The following is a 24528-nucleotide window of genomic DNA, read 5'->3' on the forward strand; positions in this document are numbered from 1 at the left end:
TCACCCGACCTGCGCCGGAGACGGTGGAGTGGTCGCCGTGGCCCAAGCGTCCGGGGCGCCAGCACGGGGAGGGTTGCTGCCCAGCCCACCCGGCTCGCGGGCCGTCGGCTGTCCGGCTCCCTGCCGCGACGGGTGCTCGCGGCGGACGACGGGCGCGACGTCGCTGAAGAATCGCTCGATGCTGCGTCGGGTGACGGCCTCCCGCAGCCCGGGGACGTCGAGCGAGATGCCGGAGAGCTCGTGGCCGAACGCGTCGTGGTAGCGCCCGATCTTGTCGACGACCTCCTCCGGCGAGCCGATCAGCGCGGAGCTGTCCCGGGCGTACTCCTCGACGGTGGTGAACGGCAGCCTGTTGTGCACAGCACCGGGTGAGCGCCGGAAGGCCTCGAACGCGGGCTCGTAGAGCCGCAGGGCCTCCTGGGTCGTGTCGGCCACCAGCAGCCCCAGGAACCCAGCCCCGACGAAGGCGGCGGCCGGGTCGTGGCCGTGAGCCTCCCACCGCTCGCGGTAGTGCCGGACCAGGGCCGCGTACTTCTCCATCGGGTGGAAGCCGTTGGCGGAGAACAGCGGGTCACCCCACCGCGCCGCCAGCTCGGTCGACTCGGTGGAGCTGGCCGAGCCGTGCCAGACCGGGATCGGCTGCTGCAGAGGACGCGGCTGCGTGGTGGCCTCGACGAGCGGCGGGCGGAAGCGCCCGGACCACGTCACGCGCTCCTCGCGCCAGAGCCGCCGGAGCAGCTCGTACTTCTCGGCGTTGCGTTCCCACTGACCCTGGAGGTCGTAGCCGTAGAGCGCGTTCTGGTCCGGGTCGTTGCCCTTGCCGATGACGACGTCGAGCCGTCCACCGCTGAGGTGGTCGAGCGTCGCGTAGTCCTCTGCGACCCGGACCGGGTCGCACAGCGACAGCACGGTGACGGTCGTCATGAGACGGATGCGCGTCGTGCGCGCGGCGACGTGGGCGAGCACCACCGGCGGCGAGGAGGACACGAACCGCTGCGCGTGCCGCTCCCCCACCCCGAACGCGTCGAAGCCGAGCTCCTCGGCCCACTGCGCCTGCCGACCGACGTGCTCGAACGCCTCCGTCTGGCTGCGCGCCACGCCCGTGACGGGGTCCGGGCTGGTGTCCAGCAACGTGTACGTGCAGAACCTCATGCCGGCCGCTTCTCCCCTGCCGTCACGGCCACCGCGATCCGGTTGCCGCTGACCGGCGCCGGGCAGGTGCCGTGGTCGCTGAAGGCGAACGGCAGGTTGACGGCCCGGTTGAAGTCGACGACGAGGTTGCCCTCTGGGTCGGGCGCCTCGGTCACGACGGTGCGCCACGGCGCGGACGTCACCTCGTTGGTGGCGTCGTGGAAGAGCAGAGCGAGCCCGTCCCCGGCGGCCACGGCACTGAGCCGGTGGCGTACGCCGGCGATGTCGACGTCGACGGTGCCGACGACACGCGCCTGCTGCACGAGGTCCCTCCGAGCGGTGGCCACCTCGACCGTCGCGGGCTCCTGCGCCGGCGTGAAGGCGGCCGGCCGCACCCACTCGGCGTCGTGGTCCCAGGTGGGGACGCCCTTGAAGGCGACTCGAGCCGGGGCCTGCGGGTCACGCGTGCGGACGGCGAGGCGGGCTCCCCGCCGGAGCAGCTCGACGACCCGGTCGTCGTGGCGCAGCCAGTGGAGCGAGCCGCCCTCGGCGACGTCGGCGGAGGCCGTGCCGAGCACCGGGCCGACGTCAGTGACGAGCCGGTCCTCATCCTCGGCCCGGACGTGTGCACCCTCCTCGTCGGCCCACCACAGCCCGGGCAGGCCGGGGAGATCGGACGGCTCGTGGGCCAGCCACGCGAAGCCGGTCAGCGAGAGCCACCCGTGCTCCTCCGCCAGCGCCGACTCACGGGCGGCGCGCCACTGCAGCCACGCTTGCTGGGCGGTCACGCGACGGCCTCCTGCCGGGCCGCGCCGGCCGCCTCGGCATCTCGACGCGCGACCTCGGCGCGCACCAGAGGGATCACGTGGCGCCCGAAGTCGACGGCGTCGTCGTAGAGGTGGTAGCCCCGGGCCGAGAAGATGCGCACCCCGAGGTCGTAGTAGTCCAGCAGCGCGGCCGCGATGGTCTCGGGAGTGCCGACGAGGGCGGTGCTGTTGCCGCCGCCGCCGGTCGCAGCGGCGGTGGCGGTCCACAGCGCCCGGTCGTGGCGCTCGCCTGCGCCGGCGGCGGCGAGGAGCCGCTGGGAACCGGAGTTCTCCGGCTGGGCGACATTGCGCCGCAAGCGTCCCCGCGTGTCCCCACCGTCCGCGCTGCGGGCGTGGATGGCGCCGAGCGTGCGCTCGGCCTTCTCCCATGCCAGCTCGTCGGTGGCGGCGAGGATGGGGCGGAAGGCGACCTGGATCGTCGGCAGCGGGTTGCCCGCGGCCGCGGCAGCCTCGCGGATGGTCGTGATCTGCTCGGCGGTGCCGGCGAGCGGCTCTCCCCACAGGGCGAAGACGTCCGCTTCCGCGGCACCGACGGCGTATGCCGCGTGGCTGGAGCCGCCGAAGGAGATGCGTGGGCGCGGGGTCTGGAGCGGCTTGATGTCCGCGACGAAGTTCTCGAAGCGGTAGTGCTCGCCGGCGAAGTCGAAGGGCTCGTCGCTGGTCCAGGCCCGCTTGAGGATCTGGATGAACTCTCGGGTCCGGGAGTAGCGGGCGTCCTTGTCCAGGTGGTCGCCTTCGGCGGCCTGGTCGGCGGTGCTGCCGCCGGTGATGACGTGCACCTCGAAGCGGCCCCCGCTGATGTGGTCGAGGGTCGCGAACGTCTTGGCGGTGAGCGTGGGGTAGGCGGTGTTCGGCCGGTGGGCGACGACGAGGTTGAGTCGCTCGGTGTTGGCAGCGATGTGCGCGGCGACCTGGGCGGGGTCGGGTGAGCCCGAGTGGTACGCGAAGAGGATGCGGTCCCAGCCGTTGTCCTCGTGGGCTCGGGCGAGCTTGGTGGCGAAGGGCAGGTCGAGCGCGCCGCCGCTCCGGGCGGTGGTCTCGGTGCCGTCGTGGTTGGCGGCGATGCCCAGGAACTCAACTGGCATGGCGGTGGTCCTTGTCTCTCTCGGGGTGGTGGGATGTCGTGGCGCTCGCCGGGGGCGCGGTGTGCAGGCGCGGTGCAGCGGCTGGACGGCTGATCGGGACGGTGAGCAGGTCTCGGGCGACCGCGTCGTTCTGGCGGAAGCCCGGCGCGTTGAAGCCGGGGCGGGAGAACCCGCCGGCACCCGCGGAGCCGGAGACGGCTGGTCCGAGCAGGAAGCGCCGGTGGTGCACGGACCCGTCGGCACGGACCGCCCGGGCGCGCGCATCCGCGAGGAGCTGCCCGGCGCCCAGGCTGGTGCCGTCGGCGGCAGTCACGGGTCGCGACCGGAGCTCGCCCGCGCGGAGCAGGTCGGCGACCAGCGGGTCGGTGACGAGGCTGCTGTCCGGGCGCGGCAGCCGTGCGTCGACGGCAGCCCGGGCCTGCACCACCCGGCCGCCCGATCGGGCCACGAACCTGCCGTTCTCCACGGACAGCTCGAGGTCGGGCCCGAGGAAGTGGACGACCCCGGCGCGGTGCAGGGCGAGCAGCTCGGCGAGCCGGCGCGGCGGGGGGCCGCTCGCGAGGAAGGAGAACAGGCCGTGGAAGTGGCCCTCCACGTGGCGCACCCGGTCCTCCTCGGACAGCCGCCCCGTGACGACGAGCTCGGCCAGGACGGCGTACACGCCGAGCAGGGTGTCGAAGACGGCACGGTCGCTGGAACGCAGCGGGTCGGCTCGACGCGTGAGGTCACCGGTGACGTGCTCGACCACGAGGCGCTCCACCTCCGAAGCCAAGGTGTGCGGGTGGACGTCCGCCCTGAGCGGGCGGTCGATGCGGTCGATGTCGAAGAGGTCCTCGGGGTCGGTGAGGTGGGGCCGGGCGACGGGCGGGAGGCCGTCACCCGCCCGGTGAGCCTCGACCAGAGCCCGCTCGAGGGTCTCGAAGGTGCCCCGGGTCCGTTCGGGGTGCGCGTGGAAGAGCCGGCGGTAGTGGGCCACCGCCAGCTCGAGCACGACGAGCGGCCACACCTGCCTGCGGTAGTCGAGGACCGTCGCACCGCCCCCCATGCCGGCGAGGCGCTCACGCGTGAGGTGGCGCAGCGGCGCCGGCCCGTCGGCCGGGGAGCGCACCTCGTATCCGAGCTTCGCGTGGTATGGCACGCCACGACGTGACCCGACGTGGAGCACCGGCTCGCTGCCGCTCGGGTGGTAGGTGAGCTCGTTTCCGGTGCCGCGGAACCGGCCACCGCGGCCCTCTCCGAGCAGGACGAAGAGGTCCACGAACGCCAGGCCCATGCCGCGCACGAGCACCGGCTCGCCCGGCCGCAGCTCGTCGAGGTCGAGGTCCGCAGTGTGGCCTGCCGGCACGTACGTGAGGTCGTGCTGCTCCGCGCGGTCCAGCAACTGCAGCTCGTCAGGGCCCGGGGCCTGCTGCAGGTAGCCCTGGGCCAGGACCACGACGTCGGCAGCAAGCGTTGCTCCGCCCGCAAGCGTCACCGTCTGGGTCGGCCCGTCGTCCTCCAGTGCCACGGCCCGGTCGGTGTGCACGTGGACGGTGAGGCTGCGCGGCAGCGTCTTTGCGGTACGCCGCCAGGCCCACTCCAGGTACTGCGCCTGGACGACGCGCGGTGCGAACGACCGGGGTCCGAGCCGCGCTGCGTCCTCGCTCGCCTCGTCGCCGGCCGCCCACTGCGCGAGCGATGGTCCGTCGACGACCGGTCCCTCGCACGTGACGGACGCGTCGGTGAAGACCGTGACGTCCTGGGCCTCGGAGTTCATCCACAGCAGGGGGGACTGTGCGGCGCGCCAGATGCGTCCGCCACCTGGCGGGTGCGTGTCCACGACGTGCACCTGCACACGCTCCCCCGGCGCGACGAGGTCGGTGGCGTTGGCGGCGAGGCGTTCGACCAGGCTCAGAGCGCGAGGGCCGCCGCCGACGACGACGATCCGTCTCGGGCTCACGCCGCCCCCCAGCTCCGGTAGGACGGGGGCGGCGCGATGGAGTCGGCGGCGTCGACCTGCGTCCCGGCGCCCGCACCGGCCGCCAGGGACGGTGTGTGGGCTCCAGCCGGCTGGGCGGCGGCGCGTCTGGTGCTCGGGGGCAGCTCCTTGTCGAAGGCATGCGGGCCGATCGCCTCCGGGTCGGCGTGCAGGTCGAAGGCCGGCAGGTAGCCGGCGGCGAGGTAGAGCGCGCGAGCCTCGGGTTGACGTGGCCCGGTGGTGAGGTGGATCCGCTTGTAGCCCAGTGAGACTGCTGCGAGCTCGAGCTCGTGGAGCACCCGTCGCGCCAGGCCCTGCCGGCGGAACTGGGCGTGGGTCCAGACCCTCTTGACCTCGGCCGTCTCGTCGTCGTAACGGCGGATGGCACCTCCTGCGACGGTCTGGCCTGCCCGCGAGATCACCAGGAACGCGCCGTCGGGTGCGTCGAAGTCGGTGATAGGGACCTCGGTGAGCTGGGTGTTCGGGGTCGAGAGTCCGTAGCGGGTCCCGTACTCGACGACGAGGTCCTCCAGCAGTGGCGCGGCGGCGTCGTCGCGGGGTGAGACACGAAGGACCACGTCGTCGTCGGTCTCCGTGACGAGCTGGCTGCGGTGCCGGGCCAGGTGGGTCAGGAACGACTCGGTCACCAGGTGCAGGTTGCGGGCAGCGGACTCGGCGAGCAGGACCCCCGCGTCCTGCGGGTAGACGGTGACCTCGGAGGCGAGCACGAACCAGCCCTGGGTGACGTGCTCGGCCCCGAGCGAGACGAGGACGGGCCGCAGGGCGTAGTCGAGGGCGAGCACGTGCGCCGGGCTGCCGCCCGTCGCCACGGGCAGGACGGTCTTTCCCCGCAGCGCGTACTGCGGCAGCAGGTCGAGCAGCGCCTTGAGCACGCCGGTGTAGGCCGCCTTGTAGACGGGGGTGGTGACGACGACGCCGTCGGCGTCGGCGATGGCCGCCACCACGGCCGCGACCTCGGGGTGCGCGCCGTCGGCGTGCAGGAGCGCGTCGGCGGGCAGGTCCCGGACGACGACGCGGGTGACGTCGTGGCCCCGGGCGCGCAGCCGTCGTTCGACGTGTCCGAGGACCGCCTCGGTGCGGGAGGGGGCGGACGGGCTACCGGAGAGCGTGACGATGGATGCCATGGCTGGTCCTCACTTGGTGGCGGCGGGCTTGGGGAGCCCGGCGGGGTTGACCTCGGATGCCGGGACGGCCTCGGCCGTCAGGCCCCAGCGCTTCAGGACCTGGGCGTAGCTGCCGTCGGCGATGGCGGCGTTGATGGCGTCGGAGATCGGTTTGACGAGCCCGTTGCCCTTCTTCGTCAGCACGCCGACCTTGCCTGGAATGGGGTAGCTGGACGAGACGGTGCCGACGATCTGGGTCTTGCCGGCCGTGACGACGTGGTAGGTCGCGGTGGGGTTCGGCCCCAGGTAGAGGTCGATGCGTCCGGAGTCGAGGGCGAGGTAGTACTCGGTGGCGCCCTGGTAGTAGACGAGCTGGGCGGGAGCGCGTCCGGCCTTCTGGTTCTCGGCGTTCCAGCGCAGCAGGATCGCCTCCTGCAGGGTGCCCGAGCCGACGGCGACCCTCTTGCCGGAGATGTCGGCGGGTCCCCGGACGCTCAGGCCTGAGCCCTTCTTGGCCTCGAAGGCATGAAGGCCCAGGCGGTAGGTGGCGAAGTCGTACTTCTCCTTGCGCTCCTCGGAGACGCCGACGTTGGAGACGGCGACCTGGTACTTGCCGGAGTCGACGCCGATGAAGAGGTTCTCCCAGCTCGTCGTCTCCACCTGCGGTTTGAGCCCGAGGACATCGGCCACCACATGGGCGACGTCGACCTCCACCCCGATCGGCGTGCGGTTGTCGTCGGCGGTGAAGGCCAGCGGCGGGATGCCTCCACCGGCGCCGCCGCTGCCGATGACGAGCCGGCCGCTGGCGCGGACGTCGGCCGGCAGCTCGGCCGCGATCTCGGGGTGGGGGGTGGCGACGGGGCGCTTCTGGTTCGCGGAGGTTTCGAAGGCGACGGGCAGGACCTTGGATCCGCCGAGGTCCTTGGGGTCGACCTTCTGGGCTGCTGGGGCGACAGGGTCGGCGCAGGCAGCTAGTGACGTGGCGGTGGTCAGCAGCGTGGCCGCGAGGACGATGACGCGGCGACTGGCTCGTGGATGGCTCGGGTTGGTGCTCATGGGTTCTGGTCTCCTGGCTCGGGTGCGGCGTGGGCGGTCGACCGGGCTCAGCTGGTCTTCGGCAGTCCGGGAGGGTTGACCTGCGACTTCGCGACTGCCTCGCTGCTGAGGTTCCAGCGGGCCAGGACCTTGGCGTAGCTGCCGTCGGCGATGGCGGAGTTGATGGCGGCGGCGTACGGCGCGGCCAGGCCCGAGCCCTTCTTCGTCAGGACGGCGATCAGGCCCTGGAGGGACGCGCCGGCGCCGGAGAAGTGACCGATCGCCTCGGTCTGGCCGCCCGTGGCGACGTGGTAGGCGACGCTCGGATTGGGCCCGAAGTAGGCGTCGATGCGGTGCGAGGCGAGCGCGAGGTAGTAGTCGGTCTGCGACTGGAAGTACTTGATGTTCGCCGGGGCGAGGCCAGCCGCGACGTTGGCCTTGTTCCAGTCGAGGAGGATCTTCTCCTGGTTCGTGCCGGAGCCGACCGCGATGGTCTTGCCGGCGATGTCCTTGCCGCTGGTGACCTTCCACGTTCCACCCTTGGGCGCTTCGAAGGCGAGGTCGTCCTTGCGGTAGGTGGCGAAGTCGTACTTCTGCTTGCGCTCCTCGGTGACGGTGACGTTGGTCAGGGCGACGTCGTAGCGGCCGGAGTCGATCCCGAGGAAGACGTTCTCCCAGCTCGTGGCCGGCGTCTGGACCTTGAGCCCGAGCTTGTCGGCGAAGAGGTGGGCGAGGTCGACCTCGACGCCGATGACCGTCTTGTCGTCGTCGGCGGTGAAGACGAGGGGCGGGGTGCCGCCGCCGGCGCCTGCGTTGGCAGCCGTGATGGTGCCGCGCTCACGGATCGCTGCGGGGAGAAGAGCGGCCGCCTTCTCGTCCTTGGTGGCGGTGACCCGCTTCTGGGCCGGCGAGGTGTTGATGCCTGCCGCGGCGGCGCCGGGCCGGGCTGAGGCGGCGGAGCCTGACGAGCTGGCTTCGGCGGGGCCGGAGCAGGCGCTCGCGGTCAGCGCGGCGATGGCGGCGAAGCCGGTGAGCGTGAGCCGCAGGGTCGAGGCCCGGCTGGTGCGGGATGCGTTGAAGGTGGTCGCGACCGGGCCGGCGTGGACGGGGCGGGAGTCGTGGTTGGACATGGCGGAGCTCCTCTCGGCACCGAGGCGGTGCGAGTCGTGGTGAGGGGGTGTGGATGCCGCAGGGTGCGGCGAAGGGTCAGAGGACGCGGTCGAGGAAGGCGCGCGTCCGTTCGTGGTGTGGGTTGTCGAGGACCTCGGCCGGTGGCCCCTGCTCGACGAGGCGGCCGGCGTCGAGGAAGACCACGGTGTCGGCGACCTCGCGGGCGAAGCCGATCTCGTGGGTGACGACCACCAGCGTTGCCCCGTCGCGAGCCAGCTCCTTGATGACGTCGAGGACCTCGCCGACGAGCTCGGGGTCCAGCGCCGAGGTCGGCTCGTCGAAGAGGATGACGTCGGGCTGCAGGGCGAGGGCCCGCGCGATGGCGACGCGTTGCTGCTGGCCGCCGGAGAGCTGCCGCGGGTACGCGGCCGCCTTGTCGGACAGGCCGACCCGGGCGAGCAGCTGCCGGGCCTCCGCCTCCACCTCCGAGCGACCGCGCCGCTGGGCGGACACGGGCGCCTCCACCACGTTCTCCAGGACCGTCAGGTGCGGGAAGAGGTTGAACTGCTGGAAGACGAAGCCGATACGGCTGCGCTGGCGCAGGACCTCGCGCTCCGACAGCTCGTGCAGCCGGTCTCCGGACTGCCGGTACCCGATGAGGGTGTCCTTGATGCGGACCTGGCCGCGGTCGACCTTCTCGAGGTGGTTGATCGTGCGCAGCAGCGTCGACTTCCCAGAGCCGGAGGGGCCGAGCACGACGGTGACCGTGCCCTCCTCGAGCCGCAGGTCGATCCCGTCCAGGACGACGTGGCCGCCGAAGGACTTCGTGACGCCGCGCAGGTCGACGACGGGAGCGGCTGTGCTGGTGGGGCTCATCGGGCCACCTCCGCCGTCCCGGAGTTGTCCGTCCGGCCGCGCCCGCTGCGGGCGCTGGTGGCCCGCGCGGAGTACCCGGTCAGCCGCGCGCGCAGCCGTTGCAGCGGGGTCGGTGGCAGCGTGCGGGAGCTGCCCTTGGCGAAGTGCCGCTCGACGTAGAACTGCCCCACCGACAGCAGGGTCGTCAGCACGATGTACCAGACGGTGGCGACCAGCAGCAGTGGCACGACCCGGGAGTTGCGCCCGTAGATGACCTGCACCTGATAGAAGAGCTCCGGGATCGCGAGCACCGACACGATCGAGGTGCCCTTGAAGAGGCTGATCACCTCGTTGGCGGCGTTCGGCAGAATCGAGCGCATCGCCTGAGGCAGGACGACTTTGGTGAACTGGCGAAGGCGCGGAATGCCCAGGGCCGCGGCTGCCTCGCGCTGGCCTTCGTCGACCGCGAGGATGCCGCCGCGGATGATCTCGGCGGCGTAGGCCGCCTGGTGCAGTGCCAGACCGAGGACGGCGGCGCCGAGGGCCCCGAACAGGTCGTTGGTGGCGACGCTGCCGAACGAGGGGCCGAAGGGCAGCCCGAAAGAGATGGTCTGGTAGAGGTAGGCGATGTTGAACCAGAAGAGCAGCTGGACGATGAGCGGGATCGATCGGAAGGCCCAGATGTAAGTCCACGCGACCGAGCGCAGGAAACCGTTGTGGGACAGGCGCATTGCGGCGAGGACGACTCCGAGGGCGAAACCCGTCACGGTCCCAAGCACGGTGAGCTGGATGGTGGTGCCGAGGGCGCGCACGATCGTCTCGCTGGCGAAGTACGCAGCGAAAGTGGACCACTCCCAGCCGGGGTTGGTGGCGAGCCCGTTGACGAACATCGCGACGAGGACGAGCACGCCCGCCACACCTACCCAGGTCCACGGCGTGCGACGAGGGACCACGGTGAGGACGGACGACGTGTCGGGCACGGCGGTGAGTACGGCCGTCGCGGGCGGTGGAGCAGGAGCGGATGGGGAAGGTGCCGCCTGAGCGGTTCTCGGGACGGAGGTGGTGGACACTTAGGGTCTCCTGGGGACACGGGCACGCCCGTCGGGGACGGGTGGCGTGGATAGGGGTCTGCGTCGGCGCGCCACGGCACGCGGGATCGCCGTGCGTCCGGGGCGCGCCCCGCCCGCGGTCGCGTCAGTGCACGCGAGTTGAGCGGTGCGTCACCGACGACAGAGCGCGCTGGAGACGCGAAGCAGGTCGACGTGCCGACGGGCCACCAGGGTGGTCGTCCGTGCGCTCATCGCTGCTCCTCGGGTCTCCGGGACCCGATCAACGAGTCCGCGCTTGCCGGCGCCATCGGCGACCGGCCAGGTCTTCACCCGGAGCACCCCGCCGCGGAGGAGGGTTGCTGTCCAGCAAGCCGGGGCTGTGCACTGGAACTCGTGACCTGTGGTGAGCGTACGCACACGGACACGAAGCAGGCAACCGCGCCAGACCACCGAAAGGCAGTGGATTGCCACATGGTGGCGCAATGTCGCGGTGAGCGAAAACGATTCTGGGACAGTGGGATTCACTGTCGACTTACCGCTCTTGCAGGAAGAGATTCCCCACCCAACTGGTAGGAAATCTGCTTGGTCCCGTTTCGAATGTCGAGATTGCCCGGCTCACCATCCGCGCGAGTCGTGACGCAAAGGTGAGCTCGGCGGCCGTGCCGGACAGCGCGGCCGGTGCGGCCACGGGTGCGGCGTCCCGCCGGCAGGCCGGGGGACGAGCAGGACGCAGTGGGCGTCGAGCTCGGCGCGGAGGTCCTTGGTGTGGATGACGCCCTGGGACCACGCATCTGCAGTCAGGGCCTCGTCTCGCCGAGCCGGTCGGTGACGGTGAGCCTCAGGTAGGCCTGGTCGCCCAGGACCTGGAGGGTCTTCGCCACGTCGGGCAGCTCTACGCGAGAGGTCTGCCCGTCCGCCGTCGGCTCGAACGCGAGCGCAGCCCTTCGCCCCGGGGGGAGCCCCTCGGTGATCGGGTCGTTGAGGTCGATGGGGCCGCTGACCTCGCTGTTCCAGGCGGCCCAGGCCGTCAGCCCGTCGCCGTCCTGGCCGGGCCCCACGTCGACGATGAGCGTGTCGGCCCACTCCGGCACCTGCTCGAGGTGGTCCGCGAAGAGGAAGCCGCTCGTGGTCTCGACGAGCTTGAAGACGCGGAGCGTCAGGACGTAGCGCAGCCTGCCGCCATGCGCCGGGGGCCGAGCCTGCTCGTGGCGCTCGAGCGCGAGCTCCGCCTCGTGGCGGGGGTCCATGAGGAACGTGCTCGCCAGTGGCACAGGCGTGTCCGCCGTGTCGACGTGTCGCGCCAGCTCCTGGTTGATCTGGATCGGACACCAGTGCTCGGCCAGCTGCTCGCTGAGCACGATCGGCAGCCCGCGGATCGTCAGGCTCATGTCCGCCTGCCAGACCGGCCACCGGTCGGCCTCCGGCCGGGTGTCCATGTCGGAGGGGTATGCCGGCAGACCGCGGAGCGCGATGGTCGCTCCCCAGCGACCGAAGAGGAAGCGGCGCAGGCTCTGGTAGCCCTCCTCGGAGTTGACCTCGCCGTAGCGCCCGGAGTGCGACCGGTGGACGTAGGACCGGTGGGCGCCGCGCACGTACGCCCGTTCGATGGTGACCAGGCCGTCGCTCTTGGGGCCGACGACGACCTGGGACGGGCCGTAGTCCTTCGGGTCGGTGCCGACGAGGCAGAAGACGCGCGAGGGAGGCAGGACCTGAGGATCGAGCGCCTGCGGATCCCAGTCGTCCCCCGGACCGGGGAGGTCGCCGAACTGCTTGCCCGGCGTGAGGTAGCCGTACATCTTCGGCGGCGAGAAGATGTCGGCTCCGGCCGGTCCGAACGCCTCCTGCGCCCAGTCGAGGGCCCCGATGTCGAAGGCGATACCCCCGTGCGGCGTGCCGTAGGTGAACAGCCGGGCCACGACCTCCTTCGCCGGCAGCCGCCCCTGCTCGGCGCACACCTTCTGGATCATGCTGCGGCAGATGAGGCCGCCCATCGAGTGCGCGACGAGGAACACCTGTGGGGCTCCGGTCTTAGCGCGCACGAGCATCACGAGGTCGTAGAGGCCGGCGGCGGCCGCCTCGATGTCGAACCCGTCGGCGGTGACGCTCTGGTGGATCCGGTCCCACAGTCGTGTAAGGACCCCCTCCGGCGGGGGCTGGGCGAAGGTGGTGGCCGCCTGGTCGTAGAAGCGGTAGACCCACAGGGACTCCGGTGGCACCGACCCGTCGTCGGCAGACTCGAGGTAGTGCTGCTGGTCGCCGCGCACGAGCAGCCGGTAGTTCTCGTCCGCCATGAGGCGAAGCATCGGACCCTCGAACTGGTAGTACGCAGGACTCCCGTCCCCGCCGACGCGGATGTGGGTCGCGCCTTCGTTGAACCCGTAGAAGGGATCGTCGACCTGTGCGTTTATCCCGGCGGTGGTCCCGGCGTAGCCGCGCACGTAGATGACCGGCAGTCTGTCCATCACTCACCTCGGAGCAGACCGCGGTCGGCCAACCCGTCCGGACCTGTGCGCCGGAGGCATGTCGACCAGTGAGGGAGGACGGTCGCTCTCCGACCAGTGTGGTGGTCCGTGGGCGCCCTGTCCCCAGATCGACGGGTTCGCTCACCCGCGCGCGGGGAGCGCCTCCGTCACCAGCCGCGTGCGCAGCTCGTGGCTGCCGTCGGCGAGCGGCGCCTCGTAGAACAGGCGGTAGCGACCCGTCGGCGCCGACGGCCCGGACCCCGCCGACAGGTCCGGCAGCGGCACCACGGCGAGGTAGCGCACCTCGCTCACCGGGGCGTCCCCCACGGCCAGGAGCTCGCCGGGTGCGGCGCCGGGCACCGCCGTGCCGGTGCGCTCGGAGAAGTTCTCGGCCGTGCTCGCGCGCCCGTCGTAGGTGGCGGATCCGTCGGGCAGCACTGCCGTCACGCGGGCGCCGCGGGCGTCCCAGCTGCCGGCCCGGCCACGGAGGGCGACTCCCCGCCATCGCCACGTCAGGCCGTCCTCGCTGGTCGCATACCTCGTCACCATGCGGTCCTCCTCGCCCGCGACGTCGAGTGGGTGGCAGCAGACCCACGCCTGCCACTCCCGCGCGGTTCGCCGGACGACGGGGTCCTTGACGCCCGTCTGCGTGTCACCGGCGAAGGCGGTTCTCGGCTCCGCGGACTGCAGCCCAGCCGGATCTCCTGCCTCGAGGACGTCGATGCGCCAGTGCTTGCTGCCCGGCGTCGCGCACGAGACGTAGAGGCGCCACTGTCCGGCCTCTGTGCGCACGAGGGCCGGCCGCTCGAGCGACTCCGCGCCGAAGCGCTCCTTCTCGAGGCGCACGACCGGCGTCAGGCGCTCGCCGTCGGGAGCCAGACCCACGACGGTCGCACTCCCGCGCGACTCCGGGGTGCGTACCCGGTAGGCCACGACGAACCCGCCGTCGTCGTCGAGGGCCGCGCTCGGTGCGCCGGCCCAGCTGCCGGGGCCGGGTGCAGGAGCGGGCACGACCACCGCGTATGCCGTCCCGCTCGCTGCCGCGGCGACGCGCGTCGCCTCGTCGGGAGCGCCTTCCACGCCTCGGAGTCTGGCACTCACGGCCGCCCGGGGCACGGCGAAGGGCCCCGGCCGGATCGCGGTCGGGGCCCTGCTCTCTGAGAGGGAGCGCTCAGATGTACATGGCGGGGTCGAGCCACTGGTTGGTCGCGTCCCGCTTCGGGAAGCGCACCACCGCGGGTATGCCGGTCGCCACCGCTCCGGACGGGACGTCCTTGACGACAACGGAGTTCGCACCGATCTGCACGTCGTCGCCGACCTGGATCGCGCCGAGCACGCGGGCGCCGGCGCCGATCGTCACGCGGTTGCCCACGGTGGGGTGCCGCTTGACGTGCTGGAGCGACCGGCCGCCCAGCGTGACGCCGTGGTAGAGCATGACGTCGTCGCCGACCTCGGCCGTCTCGCCGATGACGACACCCATGCCGTGGTCGATGAAGAAGCGCCGCCCGATGCGGGCCGCGGGGTGGATCTCCACCCCGGTGACCGAGCGCGCCACCGTGGCGAGGACCCGTGCCGGCAGCCGGCCGCCCGGACGCTTCCACAGCTCGTGCAGGCCGCGGTGCGCCCAGATGGCGTGCAGCCCGGGAGAGGTGAGCACCACCTCGAGCCGTGAGGTCGCAGCGGGGTCCCGCGCGATCGCGCCGTCGACGTCCTCGAGCGCACGGTCGGCCAGCTTGCGCACGAGACCCAGCGGGCCGGCATACATGTGCTCCGGGCTCTCGCTGCGCTCGGCGGCGTGCGCGGCGCCGGCTCCGCCGTCACCACGCACCAGCGTCAGCGGCTGCTCGGCCGTCCGCCGCTCCCGCTCCCACTTCGGTGCAGAGCTCATGTCAGTCGACGAGGCCCTCGAAGAGGATGGTCGACAGGTAGCGCTCGCCGAACGAGGGGATGATCACGACGATCGTCTTGCCCTTGTTCTCCTCACGCTGCGCGACCTGGACCGCGGCCGCGATGGCGGCGCCGGAGCTGATGCCGACGAGCAGGCCCTCCTCCGTGGCCGCGCGGCGCGCCCACTTCACGGAGGTCTCGGCGTCGATGTCGATGACCTCGTCGTAGATCTCGGTGTCGAGGATGTCGGGCACGAAGTTGGCGCCGAGGCCCTGGATCTTGTGCGGACCGGGCTGGCCGCCGTTGAGGATCGGCGACTCGGCGGGCTCGACGGCGATGATCTTGACGTCGGGCTTGCGCGACTTGAGCACCTGGCCGACACCGGTGATCGTGCCACCGGTGCCGATGCCGGCGACGACGATGTCGACCTCGCCGTCGGTGTCCTTCCAGATCTCCTCGGCGGTCGTCTTCCGGTGGATCTCGGGGTTGGCCGCGTTGGCGAACTGGCGGGCCAGCACGCCGCCGCGCTCGGCGGCGATCTCCTCGGCCTTGGCGACCGCGCCCTTCATGCCGGTCGAGGGGTCGGTGAGGACGAGCTCGGCGCCGAACGCGCGCAGCAGCGCGCGGCGCTCCTTGCTCATCGACTCGGGCATCGTCAGCACCACGGCGTAGCCGCGGGCGGCGCCGACCATCGCCAGCGCGATACCGGTGTTGCCGGAGGTGGCCTCGACGATGGTGCCGCCCGGCTTCAGCTCGCCACTGGCCTCCGCAGCGTCGACGATGGCGACGCCGATGCGGTCCTTGACGGAGTTGGCGGGGTTGTAGAACTCGAGCTTGGCCGCCACCGTCGCCTGCGCGCCGTCGGTCACCTTGTTGAGGCGCACGAGCGGCGTGTTGCCGACCAGCTTGGTCACGTCGTCGTAAATCGGCATGTGCGGGTGCCCTTTCACTGTGGGTTCGGCGAACCGTCGATGACTCGTTCGTCTACGGCAACCGGACCCTGCTTATGCATATTCCAACAGGACGTTATCCCCTGCCAACCAGGCGACCGCCATGCGGTCGCCTTCGGGCACTCCACGCATACCCAGGGCAGAGGGCGTATGCCGTCCCGCCCCGGTCGTGCCGGGTCGTGCCGGGTCGTGCCGGAACGGAGGGGACGAAGGGGGACGAGCGTCACGTCGCGACGGCCGTCACATTCGCGAGCTCGTGGTTAACCCGTCAGTAGACTCGCCGGCATGAGTGCCCTCCAGATCGTCGCCGTCGTCGTGTGCCTCGGCGTCACCGCCGTCGCGGTCGCCCTGTTCGCCAAGACGATCAACCGCTTCCTCGCGACGTTCCGGCTCGGGCAGCCGGAGTTCCGCGGCGACGACAAGGGCGCGCGCACCCGAACGCTGTTCCGCGAGTTCCTCGGCCACACCCGCATGTCGCGGCTGCCCGTCGTCGCGGCCGCGCACTGGTTCACGATGATCAGCTTCGGCATCCTCTTCTTCACGCTGGTCAACGCCTTCGGGCAGCTCTTCGAGCCGTCCTTCGAGCTGCCGGTGATCGGCCACTTCTTCCTCTACGAGTGGATCACCGACTTCTTCGCCTTCGCCGGCTTCATCTCGATCCTCGTGCTCATGGCCATCCGGCAGAGGCAGCACCCGCGCTCGGCTCCCGGCGAGGACGGCCGCCGCAGCCGGTTCTTCGGCTCGACCTTCTGGCAGGCCTACTACGTCGAGCTGACGATCCTCGGCGTCACCATCTGCATCGGCCTGCTCCGAGCGCTCGAGTGGACCCTGGCCCGCGAGACCGGCACCGGCTACGACACCGCCCTGCACTTCCCGCTCACCGGCTGGATCGGCAACTTCTTCACCGGCCTGTCCGTCGGCACGATCGAGAACCTCATCGTCGTCATCGCCGCGATCAAGATCCTCATCTCCTTCGCGTGGATGATCACCATCGCGCTGCAGCCGACGATGGGCGTCGCGTGGCACCGCTTCCTCGCCTTCTTCAACATCTTCTTCAAGCGCCACGCCGACGGGCGCACGAGCCTCGCCGAGCTGCAGCCGATCAAGGTCGACGGCAAGCCGCTCGACTTCGAGAACGTCGACGAGCTCGACGAGGACGCGGCGCTCGGCGTCGGCAAGGTCGAGGACTTCACGTGGAAGGGCCTGCTCGACTTCACGACCTGCACGGAGTGCGGTCGCTGCCAGAGCCAGTGCCCGGCCTGGAACACCGACAAGCCGCTCTCCCCCAAGCTGCTCGTCATGACGCTGCGCGACCACGCACACGCCAAGGCGCCGTGGCTGCTCGCGTCCGAGGAGGTGCGCGCGGGCGGCATCGAGACGGCCGACGGCTTCAGCGACGAGACGAAGGCCGCGGTCGCGACCGAGCAGCTCGTCGGCGAGACCGGCTACGACATCCGCAACCCGCTCGGCGCGTACAACCCGCACGGGCCCGACGCCGTCATCGACGAGGACGTCCTCTGGTCCTGCACCACGTGCGGCGCCTGCGTCGAGCAGTGCCCCGTCGACATCGAGCACGTCGACGCGATCGTCGACATGCGCCGCTACAAGAACCTCATCGAGTCGGCCTTCCCCGCCGAGCTCAACGGCCTCTTCAAGAACCTCGAGAAGAACAGCAACCCGTGGGGTCTGGCCCCGCGGCTGCGGATGGACTGGGCCAAGGACCTGCCCTTCGAAGTCAAGCAGGTCGGCCAGGACGTCGAAGACCTGGACGAGGTCGACTACCTCTTCTGGGTCGGCTGCGCCGGCGCCTACGAGGACCGCGCCAAGAAGACGACGCGCGCGGTCGCGGAGCTGCTGCACACGGCCGGCGTCTCCTTCGCCGTCCTCGGCGACGGCGAGGCCTGCACCGGTGACTCGGCCCGCCGCGCCGGCAACGAGTTCCTCTTCCAGATGCTCGCCCAGCAGAACGTCGAGACCCTCAACGAGGTCGGGGCGACGAAGATCGTCGTCACCTGCGCGCACTGCTTCAACACCATCAAGAACGAGTACCCGCAGCTCGGCGGGCAGTACGAGGTGCTGCACCACACGCAGCTGCTCAACCGACTGGTCCGCGAGAAGCGCCTCACGCCGGTCGCCCGCCCGGGCGAGAGCGCCCAGACCGGCGCTGCCTCCACCGGCGCAAAGGTCACCTACCACGACCCCTGCTACCTCGGCCGGCACAACCAGGTGTACGCCCCGCCGCGCGAGCTGCTGCAGATCCTGCCCGGCGTCGAGTACGCCGAGATGGAGCGGTCGAAGGAGAAGTCGTTCTGCTGCGGCGCCGGTGGCGCCCGCATGTGGATGGAGGAGAAGCTCGGCACGCGGATCAACACCAACCGCACCGAGGAGGCGCTGGCCACCGGCGCCGACCGGATCGCGATCGGCTGCCCCTTCTGCAAGGTGATGCTCTCCGACGGCCTCAACGCCGCCATCCAGGACGGCAAGGCCACCGACGAGGTCGAGGTCGTCGACGTCGCCCAGATGCTGCTCGCGGCCGTCCGCCGCGGCGACGGCGGCAACGGGGACGCCGAGGCGGAGCAGCCGGAGCCGCAGCCCGACCCGGAGCCAGCCCCCGTCGCCTGAGCGCGGCCACCCGACCCGAGCCCACGGCACACCCGGACCCCCGGCGTGTGCCGTGGGCTTCGTCGTCACCGGGCCGGGACGCCTGAATGGGGCGGGAGGCCTGAATGGGCGGCGAGCCGGCGGGTATGCGGCTGGCAGGTGTGTCAAAGGGGTGGTCAACTCGCCGATCGAGGCGCACCATGAAAAGACCCGCCCGCAGGATCCTTCAGGAAAAGCCCGAGGAGCGACGATGTCACGACGAGCCCCCTTCGTTCCCGACGGCGTGCCGGTGCTGTCACGCGGCCGCCACCGCAGCCCCCGCAAGGGAGCGTGCTTCATGGAGATGGCCTCGTTCCTGGCCGGCGAGCGGTGGAGCGACCACCCCACCTGCACTCATCCGGTGCTCGCGACCCTGGCGCGGTGTGTCAACGACATGCTCGACGACACCCACCGCCAGCGGCTCGTGATGATGATCCCCGAGGTGGTCGGTCTCAATCCCGACGACCCGCGCGCCACCACGGCGCTGCTGCTGACGGCTGCCCGGGCTGCCCTGCCGGTCGCCGCACAGGAGCGGCAGAACCTCATGGCGCTCGCCATCCTCAACGCCGAGCGGGTGCTCGCCGAGCAGGACGGCCGGCCCGCCGGTCACCTGTCTGCAGCGTCCCGCGCCGCGCTCACGAGCTCTCCTGCGGCCGAGCGCTGGGCACGGATCCACCTGGCCCGTATGGGGTTCAACCCCGCGGCCGTGCGGCCCTCGAACGCCGCCAAGGTCGCGGCGCTGGCCGTCGACGGCATCGCCCGCGCCTGCATCGACGACCCCGAGGAGCGCCTGGTCAAGCTGCTCCGCGACGGCATCGACGTCATGGCGGCCTTCTCGCCGCTGGTGCCCGACCCCGTCGTCGTGTCGTGGCCGGTGAGCGACCCCGCGGTCCGGGAGACGACGCCCACGCGCAAGGCGCGCAGCCTCGCCGGCTGAGCCCGGCGGCATACGCACCCTCGGGTATGCCGGTGGCCACGTCCCGGAAGGGACGTGGCCACCGGCTGTCGTGACGGGTTCGGTCGTCAGCGGGTCTCGCGGAACTCGACGTGCTCGCGGACGATCGGGTCGAACTTGCGCAGCACCAGACGGTCGGGGTCGGTGCGGCGGTTCTTGCGCGTCACGTAGCTGTAGCCGGTGCCCGCCGTCGAGCGCAGGGTGACGACAGGACGCAGCTCGTTGTGCTTGGCCATGGGGGCTCCTCCGGGTCTCTGGGTCGCGTTTCTCGCGACTGCAATGAGAACCATTCTCGGAAGTGTTACATTCCCTCCATAGCCGAGTCAGCCCGGCTGGTGCCCTCCGCTCGACGGACGCGGGACCCACGACGACGCGGTCGGCGCACGACAGAGGCCCCCGCATCCGACGCGGGGGCCTCTGGACGTGACGAGGACGGCTCGGCTCAGGAGAGCCCGGCGCTCGCCAGCCAGGTCTTGGCGACCTCGCTGGCGTCCTTCTTGTCGACGACGACCTGCTTGACCATGTCGGCGAGGGACTTCGTGTCGAGCTTGGCCGAGACCGCATTGAGGACCGGCTTGAGGCTGTCGGCCTTGTCCGAGCGGACGAGCGGCACGACGTTGTCGGAGCCGAAGAGGCTCTTCGGGTCCTCGAGCACGACGAAGCCGTTGGCGGCGATCGACGGGTCGGTGCTGAAGATGTTGGCGGCCTTGACCTGGCCGTTCTTCAGTGCCTCGACCGTCGCCTGGCTCTGCAGCGGGCGGAACTCCTTGGGGGTGATGTTGTAGACCGACTTCAGGCCGACGAGTCCCTGCTGGCGGGTCTTGAACTCGGGCGGGGCCCCGATGGTCAGGTCGCCCTGGTGGGCGGCGAGGTCGGGGATCGCCTTGAGCGACCACTGGCTCGCGGTGTCCTTGGTCACGACGAGGGAGTTCTTGTCCTCGGCGGCCGACTTGTCGAGGACCGTCAGGCCCTGCGGCAGCTTCTTCTGCAGCTCGGCGTAGACCTCGTCCGGCTTGGTGACGCTCGCGCTCTTGTCGTAGAAGTTGAGCAGCGAGCCGGTGTACTCCGGCAGCACGTCGACCTCGCCGCCGGTGATGGCCTTGAGGTAGGTCTCACGGCTGCCGATGTTGAACTGGCGGGCGACCTTCATGCCCTTGGCCTCGAGCGCCTGGGCGTAGATCTCGCCGAGCAGGGCGGCCTCGGGGAAGTCGGCCGAGCCGACCTTGACGGAGCCGGCCGCGGCGGTGCCGCCCCCGGTGGAACCGCCCGCCGGCTGCGACGAGTTGTCGAGCGGGTTGTTGCCGCCGCCACCGCAGGCGGCCAGCGGCACGACGGCGGCGAGCAGGAGGCCCGCGGCGAGGAAGCGCGTGCGTGTCATGTTCGGTCCCTTTCGGATGGGGTCCCCGTGGCGGCGGTCGCCTCCGCGGGTCCGGTGCTGCCCGAAGCCCAGAGCGCGGAGTTCCGCGAGTCGGGGTCCGGACGGTTGGCGCCGGTGGCGCCGGTCGAGTCGGTGGAATCGGGATGGGGGTCGGGATCGGCGGAGGTGGTGCGTGAACGGGCAACACGCGGGACACGTCCCGAGATTCCCGGCGAGACGGCATACCTCTCGACCAGCGCCAGGACGCCGTCGGCCGCGAGCGCCAGCAGGGCCACGAGGATCGACCCGCAGACCATCTGCGTGTAGTCCTGCGAGGCGAGCCCGTCGATGAGGTAGCGGCCCAGGCCGCCGAGGCTGACCGAGGCCGCGATGGTGGCGGTGGCGATGACCTGCAGGGTCGCGCTGCGCAGCCCGCTGAGGAAGAGCGGAAGCGCGCACGGCGCCTCCACGCGGGCGAACACCTGCCACCCGGTCATGCCCATGCCCCGGGCGGCGTCACGGGCAGCGGGCTCGACGCTGTCGATGCCGGCATACGTGCCCGAGAGCAGGGGCGGGATGGCGAGCAGCACCAGCACGGCGATGCTCGGGATGACGAAGGCGAGGTCGCTCTGGATGAGCGGGCCGACGAACATCGACACCGCGAAGAGCAGGCCCAGGCTGGGCACGGCACGCGCGGCGTTGGCCCCGGTGACGAGCCAGCGCATCCGGCCCGTGTGGCCGACGAAGGCGCCGAGCGGGATGGCGATGACGAGCGCGAGCAGCAGGGTGATCGCGGTGTAGACGAGGTGCTCGAGCACCCGGTTGGGCACTCCGTCGGTGCCCTGCCAGTTGGCCGGGTCGGTGAACCAGGCGACGACGTCGTTGGCGTTCATGCCGGAACCGCCCTCGTCCACGGGGTCAGCACGCGCGAGACCAGCTGGATGACGACGTCGAAGACCAGTGCGAGCAGCAGGCAGGCGACGATGCCGACCCACACCTCGGTCGGGAACGACCGGGCGTAGCCGTCGGTGAGGAAGTAGCCGAGCTGCGAGATGCCGATGAGCGAGGCGACGCTGACGATACTGACGTTGCTCACCGCTGCGACGCGCAGGCCCGCCGCGATGACCGGGACCGCGAGCGGCAGGTCGACGGCGCGGAAGCGGGCGAAGGACCCGTAGCCCATGGCGACGGCCGCCTGACGGGTGAAGGGGTCGATCGACGAGAGGCCGTCGGCGACCGTGCGCGTCAGCAGGGCCACGGTGTAGATCGACATCGCGACGACGACGTTGACGGGATCGAGGATCTTCGTGCCCAGGATCGACGGCAGCAGGATGAACAGCGCCAGCGACGGGATCGTGTAGAGCAGCCCGGTCGTGGTCAGCACGACGGCCCGCAGCCGGGGCCGGCGCACGGCGAACCAGCCCAGCGGCAGCGCCACGACGAGGCCGATGACGAGCGGGAGCCCGGCCAGCCACGCGTGCTGCACGGCCCGCGTCAGGATCTGGTCGAGGTGGTCCAGGGCCCAGGTCACCGGGCGGTCGCCCCCTCGGGCGTGCCCGCGTCACGGCGCGTCTCGATGGCCGGCAGCACCTCGGAGGCCCGGATGGTCCCGACGAGCCGCCCCTCGTCGTCCGCGACGACGCCACGCCCGCTGGGGGATGACAGGGCCGCGTCGAGGAGGGCGCGCAGCGAGCCCGACGTGGAGGCGACGGTGCCGCCGCGGTGGAGCAGGGTGCGCGTCACCTCGGACTCGACGGCCGCAGCACGCACCCAGCCGACCGGCTCGCCGTGGTCGCCGACGCACAGCACCCACGGCCTACCGACTGCCCGTACCTCGTCGGCGGTCGCACCGAGGCGCACCGTCGGCTCCTCGGTGAGGGACAGCTCGGGGGCGGCCGCGAACGAGAGGGCACGGTAGCCACGGTCACGCCCGACGAAGCCGGCGACGAAGTCGTCTACCGGGTCGGCGAGCAGCTTCGCCGGCGAATCGAGTTGCGCGAGAATGCCGCCCACGCGCAGGACCGCCACCTGGTCGCCGAGCTTGACCGCCTCGTCGATGTCGTGGGTGACGAAGAGGATGGTCTTGCCGAGCTCGGACTGCAGTCGCAGGAACTCGTTCTGCAGCTGCTCGCGCACGACGGGGTCGACGGCCGAGAAGGGCTCGTCCATGAGCATCACGGGCGGGTCGGCCGCGAGCGCCCGGGCCACGCCGACGCGCTGCTGCTGGCCGCCGGAGAGCTGCGCCGGGTAGCGGGCGGCGAGAGCCGGGTCGAGCCCGACGCGCTCGATGAGCTCCATGGCCCGGGTGCGCGCCGCCTTCTTGTCGGTGCCGAGCAGGCGCGGCACCGTGGTGACGTTGTCGAGGACGGTGCGGTGCGGAAAGAGGCCGGCCGCCTGGATGACGTAGCCGATGCCGCGGCGCAGCTCGGCGACGTCGAGCGAGGCGGTGTCACGGCCGTCGATGGTGATGGTGCCGGACGTCGGGGTGATCATCCGGTTGACCATGCGCAGGGTCGTCGTCTTGCCGCAGCCGGAGGGCCCGACGAGGACGGTGATCTTGCCTGTCGGCGCCTCGAGGGTGAGGTCGTCGACCGCCGCGGCCGCCTCGTCTCCCTCGGAGCCCGGGGCACTGTCGTACCGCTTGGTCACGCGCTCGAAGCGGATCATGGGGTTCAAGGTACCCGCCTGCGGCGATACGCCCTCGGTGCTCGTCCAACGTCGTGCGCCCCCTGCGCCGCGTCAGATGTCGACCGTGACTCCCCCGGAGTGCACCACCTGCGCCACGACGGCGCCGATCGGACCCGAACGGGGCTCCCCCGTGCTGCCCAGCTCGCGGGCGAAGGTGGCCGCCACGACCTCGGTCACGAGCGCGGTCCAGAGCCGGGACCGCACGAGCATCGCATGGTCGGCACGTGCGATGCGCACCAGCGAGGCATCGAGGCCCTCGGCCTGCATGTGCTCGACGGCCTCTCGGGTGCGCGCCAGCGAGCAGATGACGTCACGGTCGCCGTGGATGGCGACGGTCCGGGTGCCCGCCCCGGGGTGGGGGTCGCCGGGCTCGACCCACGGGGCCAGCCCGATGACGAGCCGCACCGCCGGGTCGTCGCCGACGAAGAGCGCGACCCTGCCGCCCATCGAGTGGCCGACGAGCGCGATCGGGACACCGGGGTATGCCGTCCGCACCTGCTCGAGCGCCCACCTCGCGTCCTCGACGGGCATCGCGTCGTCGTTCCAGCCGCGGACGCGGAAGCGCAGCCGGGCGACCGCCATCGGTCCGGGCACCCGCTTGAGGGCACGGGCGAACGGGACGAGGCGGGCCACGGCGTGCGACCACGGCCGGTTCACCTCGAGGCCCTCGACCGCACCGCCGTGCATGACGAGGGCCACGACGGTCGCACCGTCCGGCCGCGCGTCCCAGGACAGGACGGGCAGCAGGGAAGCCTCGGCCGGGTCGGTCGGAGCGACCGGGTCGGCGTCGGGCGGCAGGCCCGGCTCGGCGCCGGGGGCGGGCTCTGCGCTCACACCTGGGTGCGGTGGAAGTTCGCGAACGAGCGGCTCGCGGTCGGGCCGCGCTGGCCCTGGTAGTGCGAGCCATAGGTCGCCGAGCCGTAGGGGTTCTCGGCCGGTGAGCTGAGCCGGAAGAAGCAGAGCTGGCCGATCTTCATGCCGGGGTAGAGCATGATCGGCAGGGTCGCGACGTTGGACAGCTCGAGCGTCACGTGCCCGGAGAAGCCGGGGTCGACGAAGCCGGCGGTGGCATGCGTCAGCAGGCCGAGGCGACCGAGCGAGCTCTTGCCCTCGACGCGCGCCGCCAGGTCGTCGGGCAGGGTGACGGTCTCGAGCGTGGAGCCGAGGACGAACTCCCCCGGGTGCAGCACGAAGCTGTCCTCCTCCGGGCCGACCTCGACGAGTCGGGTCAGGTCGGGCTGCTCGGCCGCCGGGTCGATGTAGGGGTACTTGTGGTTGTCGAAGAGCCGGAAGAACTTGTCGAGCCGGACGTCGACGCTCGAGGGCTGGACCATCTTCGGGTCCCACGGGTCGAGGACGACGCGCTCGGCAGCAATCTCGGCCCGGATGTCCTTGTCGGAGAGCAGCACGGGACGA

The 24528-nt window shown here is 71.5% G+C and carries 23 protein-coding genes and 1 riboswitch; of the genes, 2 read left to right on the forward strand and 21 right to left on the reverse strand.

Features of this window, described 5'->3' with window-relative positions:
* From AB0316_RS19045 to cysK, 14 genes are all read right to left on the reverse strand, one after another.
* Entirely contained in the window at positions 1-1152 is a 1152-nt protein-coding gene (locus AB0316_RS19045; protein WP_366274695.1) for an LLM class flavin-dependent oxidoreductase, read from the reverse strand.
* Positions 1149-1919: a DUF1684 domain-containing protein gene (locus AB0316_RS19050; protein WP_366274697.1), complete on the reverse strand. Its 771-nt coding sequence runs from the start codon at positions 1917-1919 to the stop codon at positions 1149-1151. The genes AB0316_RS19045 and AB0316_RS19050 overlap by 4 nt, the downstream gene beginning before the upstream one ends.
* Complete coding sequence (locus AB0316_RS19055; RefSeq protein ID WP_366274699.1) at positions 1916-3043, reverse strand: LLM class flavin-dependent oxidoreductase; 1128 nt, start codon at positions 3041-3043, stop codon at positions 1916-1918. The genes AB0316_RS19050 and AB0316_RS19055 overlap by 4 nt, the downstream gene beginning before the upstream one ends.
* Positions 3033-4982 carry an FAD/NAD(P)-binding protein gene (locus AB0316_RS19060; protein ID WP_366274700.1) on the reverse strand — a complete coding sequence of 650 codons (1950 nt, stop codon included), beginning with the start codon at positions 4980-4982 and terminating at the stop codon, positions 3033-3035. The genes AB0316_RS19055 and AB0316_RS19060 overlap by 11 nt, the downstream gene beginning before the upstream one ends.
* Positions 4979-6145 (reverse strand): NADPH-dependent FMN reductase, encoded by a 1167-nt coding sequence (gene ssuE, locus AB0316_RS19065; protein ID WP_366274701.1) that lies wholly within the window; start codon positions 6143-6145, stop codon positions 4979-4981. Before ssuE ends, AB0316_RS19060 begins: the two co-directional genes overlap by 4 nt.
* 9 nt (positions 6146-6154) lie before the next feature.
* Positions 6155-7180 (reverse strand): transporter substrate-binding domain-containing protein, encoded by a 1026-nt coding sequence (locus AB0316_RS19070; RefSeq protein WP_366274703.1) that lies wholly within the window; start codon positions 7178-7180, stop codon positions 6155-6157.
* A 47-nt stretch (positions 7181-7227) separates the two neighbouring features.
* Positions 7228-8289, reverse strand: coding sequence for an ABC transporter substrate-binding protein (locus AB0316_RS19075; RefSeq protein ID WP_366274705.1), 1062 nt, complete (start codon positions 8287-8289; stop codon positions 7228-7230).
* Positions 8290-8365: 76 nt separating this feature from the next.
* Entirely contained in the window at positions 8366-9145 is a 780-nt protein-coding gene (locus tag AB0316_RS19080) for an amino acid ABC transporter ATP-binding protein (protein ID WP_366274707.1), read from the reverse strand.
* Positions 9142-10104 carry an amino acid ABC transporter permease gene (locus AB0316_RS19085; RefSeq protein ID WP_366274708.1) on the reverse strand — a complete coding sequence of 321 codons (963 nt, stop codon included), beginning with the start codon at positions 10102-10104 and terminating at the stop codon, positions 9142-9144. Before AB0316_RS19085 ends, AB0316_RS19080 begins: the two co-directional genes overlap by 4 nt.
* A gap of 240 nt (positions 10105-10344) precedes the next feature.
* The gene (locus AB0316_RS19090) at positions 10345-10425 is read right to left on the reverse strand and encodes a putative leader peptide (protein ID WP_366274841.1); all 81 of its coding nucleotides are present in this window, start codon (positions 10423-10425) and stop codon (positions 10345-10347) included.
* 34 nt (positions 10426-10459) lie between these two features.
* Positions 10460-10572: riboswitch (SAM riboswitch) on the reverse strand.
* A 398-nt stretch (positions 10573-10970) separates the two neighbouring features.
* On the reverse strand, positions 10971-12635 hold the full coding sequence (locus tag AB0316_RS19095; RefSeq protein WP_366274709.1) for a hypothetical protein: 1665 nt from the start codon (positions 12633-12635) through the stop codon (positions 10971-10973).
* Between the two features lie 141 nt (positions 12636-12776).
* On the reverse strand, positions 12777-13715 hold the full coding sequence (locus AB0316_RS19100) for a hypothetical protein (protein WP_366274711.1): 939 nt from the start codon (positions 13713-13715) through the stop codon (positions 12777-12779).
* A gap of 91 nt (positions 13716-13806) precedes the next feature.
* Positions 13807-14400 carry a serine O-acetyltransferase gene (cysE, locus tag AB0316_RS19105; RefSeq protein WP_366274842.1) on the reverse strand — a complete coding sequence of 198 codons (594 nt, stop codon included), beginning with the start codon at positions 14398-14400 and terminating at the stop codon, positions 13807-13809.
* Positions 14401-14524: 124 nt separating this feature from the next.
* Positions 14525-15454, reverse strand: coding sequence for a cysteine synthase A (gene cysK, locus AB0316_RS19110; protein ID WP_366274713.1), 930 nt, complete (start codon positions 15452-15454; stop codon positions 14525-14527).
* A gap of 303 nt (positions 15455-15757) precedes the next feature.
* Between cysK and AB0316_RS19115 the strand changes: the two genes are divergently transcribed.
* Positions 15758-18094, forward strand: a complete 2337-nt coding sequence (locus AB0316_RS19115) for a heterodisulfide reductase-related iron-sulfur binding cluster (protein ID WP_366274715.1) — start codon at positions 15758-15760, stop codon at positions 18092-18094.
* Between the two features lie 229 nt (positions 18095-18323).
* Positions 18324-19049, forward strand: coding sequence for a hypothetical protein (locus AB0316_RS19120; RefSeq protein ID WP_366274717.1), 726 nt, complete (start codon positions 18324-18326; stop codon positions 19047-19049).
* A gap of 86 nt (positions 19050-19135) precedes the next feature.
* On the opposite strand, the gene rpmG is transcribed toward AB0316_RS19120, so the two are convergent.
* The 7 genes from rpmG to dcd form a co-directional block, all read right to left on the reverse strand.
* A complete protein-coding gene (rpmG, locus tag AB0316_RS19125; protein WP_366274719.1) occupies positions 19136-19303 on the reverse strand; it encodes a 50S ribosomal protein L33 in 168 nt (55 codons plus the stop codon).
* Positions 19304-19509: 206 nt separating this feature from the next.
* Positions 19510-20445, reverse strand: coding sequence for an ABC transporter substrate-binding protein (locus tag AB0316_RS19130; protein ID WP_366274720.1), 936 nt, complete (start codon positions 20443-20445; stop codon positions 19510-19512).
* Positions 20442-21317: an ABC transporter permease gene (locus AB0316_RS19135; RefSeq protein ID WP_366274721.1), complete on the reverse strand. Its 876-nt coding sequence runs from the start codon at positions 21315-21317 to the stop codon at positions 20442-20444. Before AB0316_RS19135 ends, AB0316_RS19130 begins: the two co-directional genes overlap by 4 nt.
* Positions 21314-21955, reverse strand: coding sequence for an ABC transporter permease (locus AB0316_RS19140; protein ID WP_366274722.1), 642 nt, complete (start codon positions 21953-21955; stop codon positions 21314-21316). The genes AB0316_RS19135 and AB0316_RS19140 overlap by 4 nt, the downstream gene beginning before the upstream one ends.
* The gene (locus AB0316_RS19145) at positions 21952-23091 is read right to left on the reverse strand and encodes an ABC transporter ATP-binding protein (protein WP_366274723.1); all 1140 of its coding nucleotides are present in this window, start codon (positions 23089-23091) and stop codon (positions 21952-21954) included. The genes AB0316_RS19140 and AB0316_RS19145 overlap by 4 nt, the downstream gene beginning before the upstream one ends.
* A 72-nt stretch (positions 23092-23163) precedes the next feature.
* On the reverse strand, positions 23164-23946 hold the full coding sequence (locus AB0316_RS19150; RefSeq protein WP_366274724.1) for an alpha/beta hydrolase: 783 nt from the start codon (positions 23944-23946) through the stop codon (positions 23164-23166).
* Positions 23943-24521: a dCTP deaminase gene (dcd, locus tag AB0316_RS19155; protein WP_366274725.1), complete on the reverse strand. Its 579-nt coding sequence runs from the start codon at positions 24519-24521 to the stop codon at positions 23943-23945. Before dcd ends, AB0316_RS19150 begins: the two co-directional genes overlap by 4 nt.
* Between the last annotated feature and the right edge of the window lie 7 nt (positions 24522-24528).

This window comes from Terrabacter sp. NPDC080008, assembly GCF_040702505.1.
In the GTDB taxonomy this organism is placed as follows: domain Bacteria; phylum Actinomycetota; class Actinomycetes; order Actinomycetales; family Dermatophilaceae; genus Terrabacter.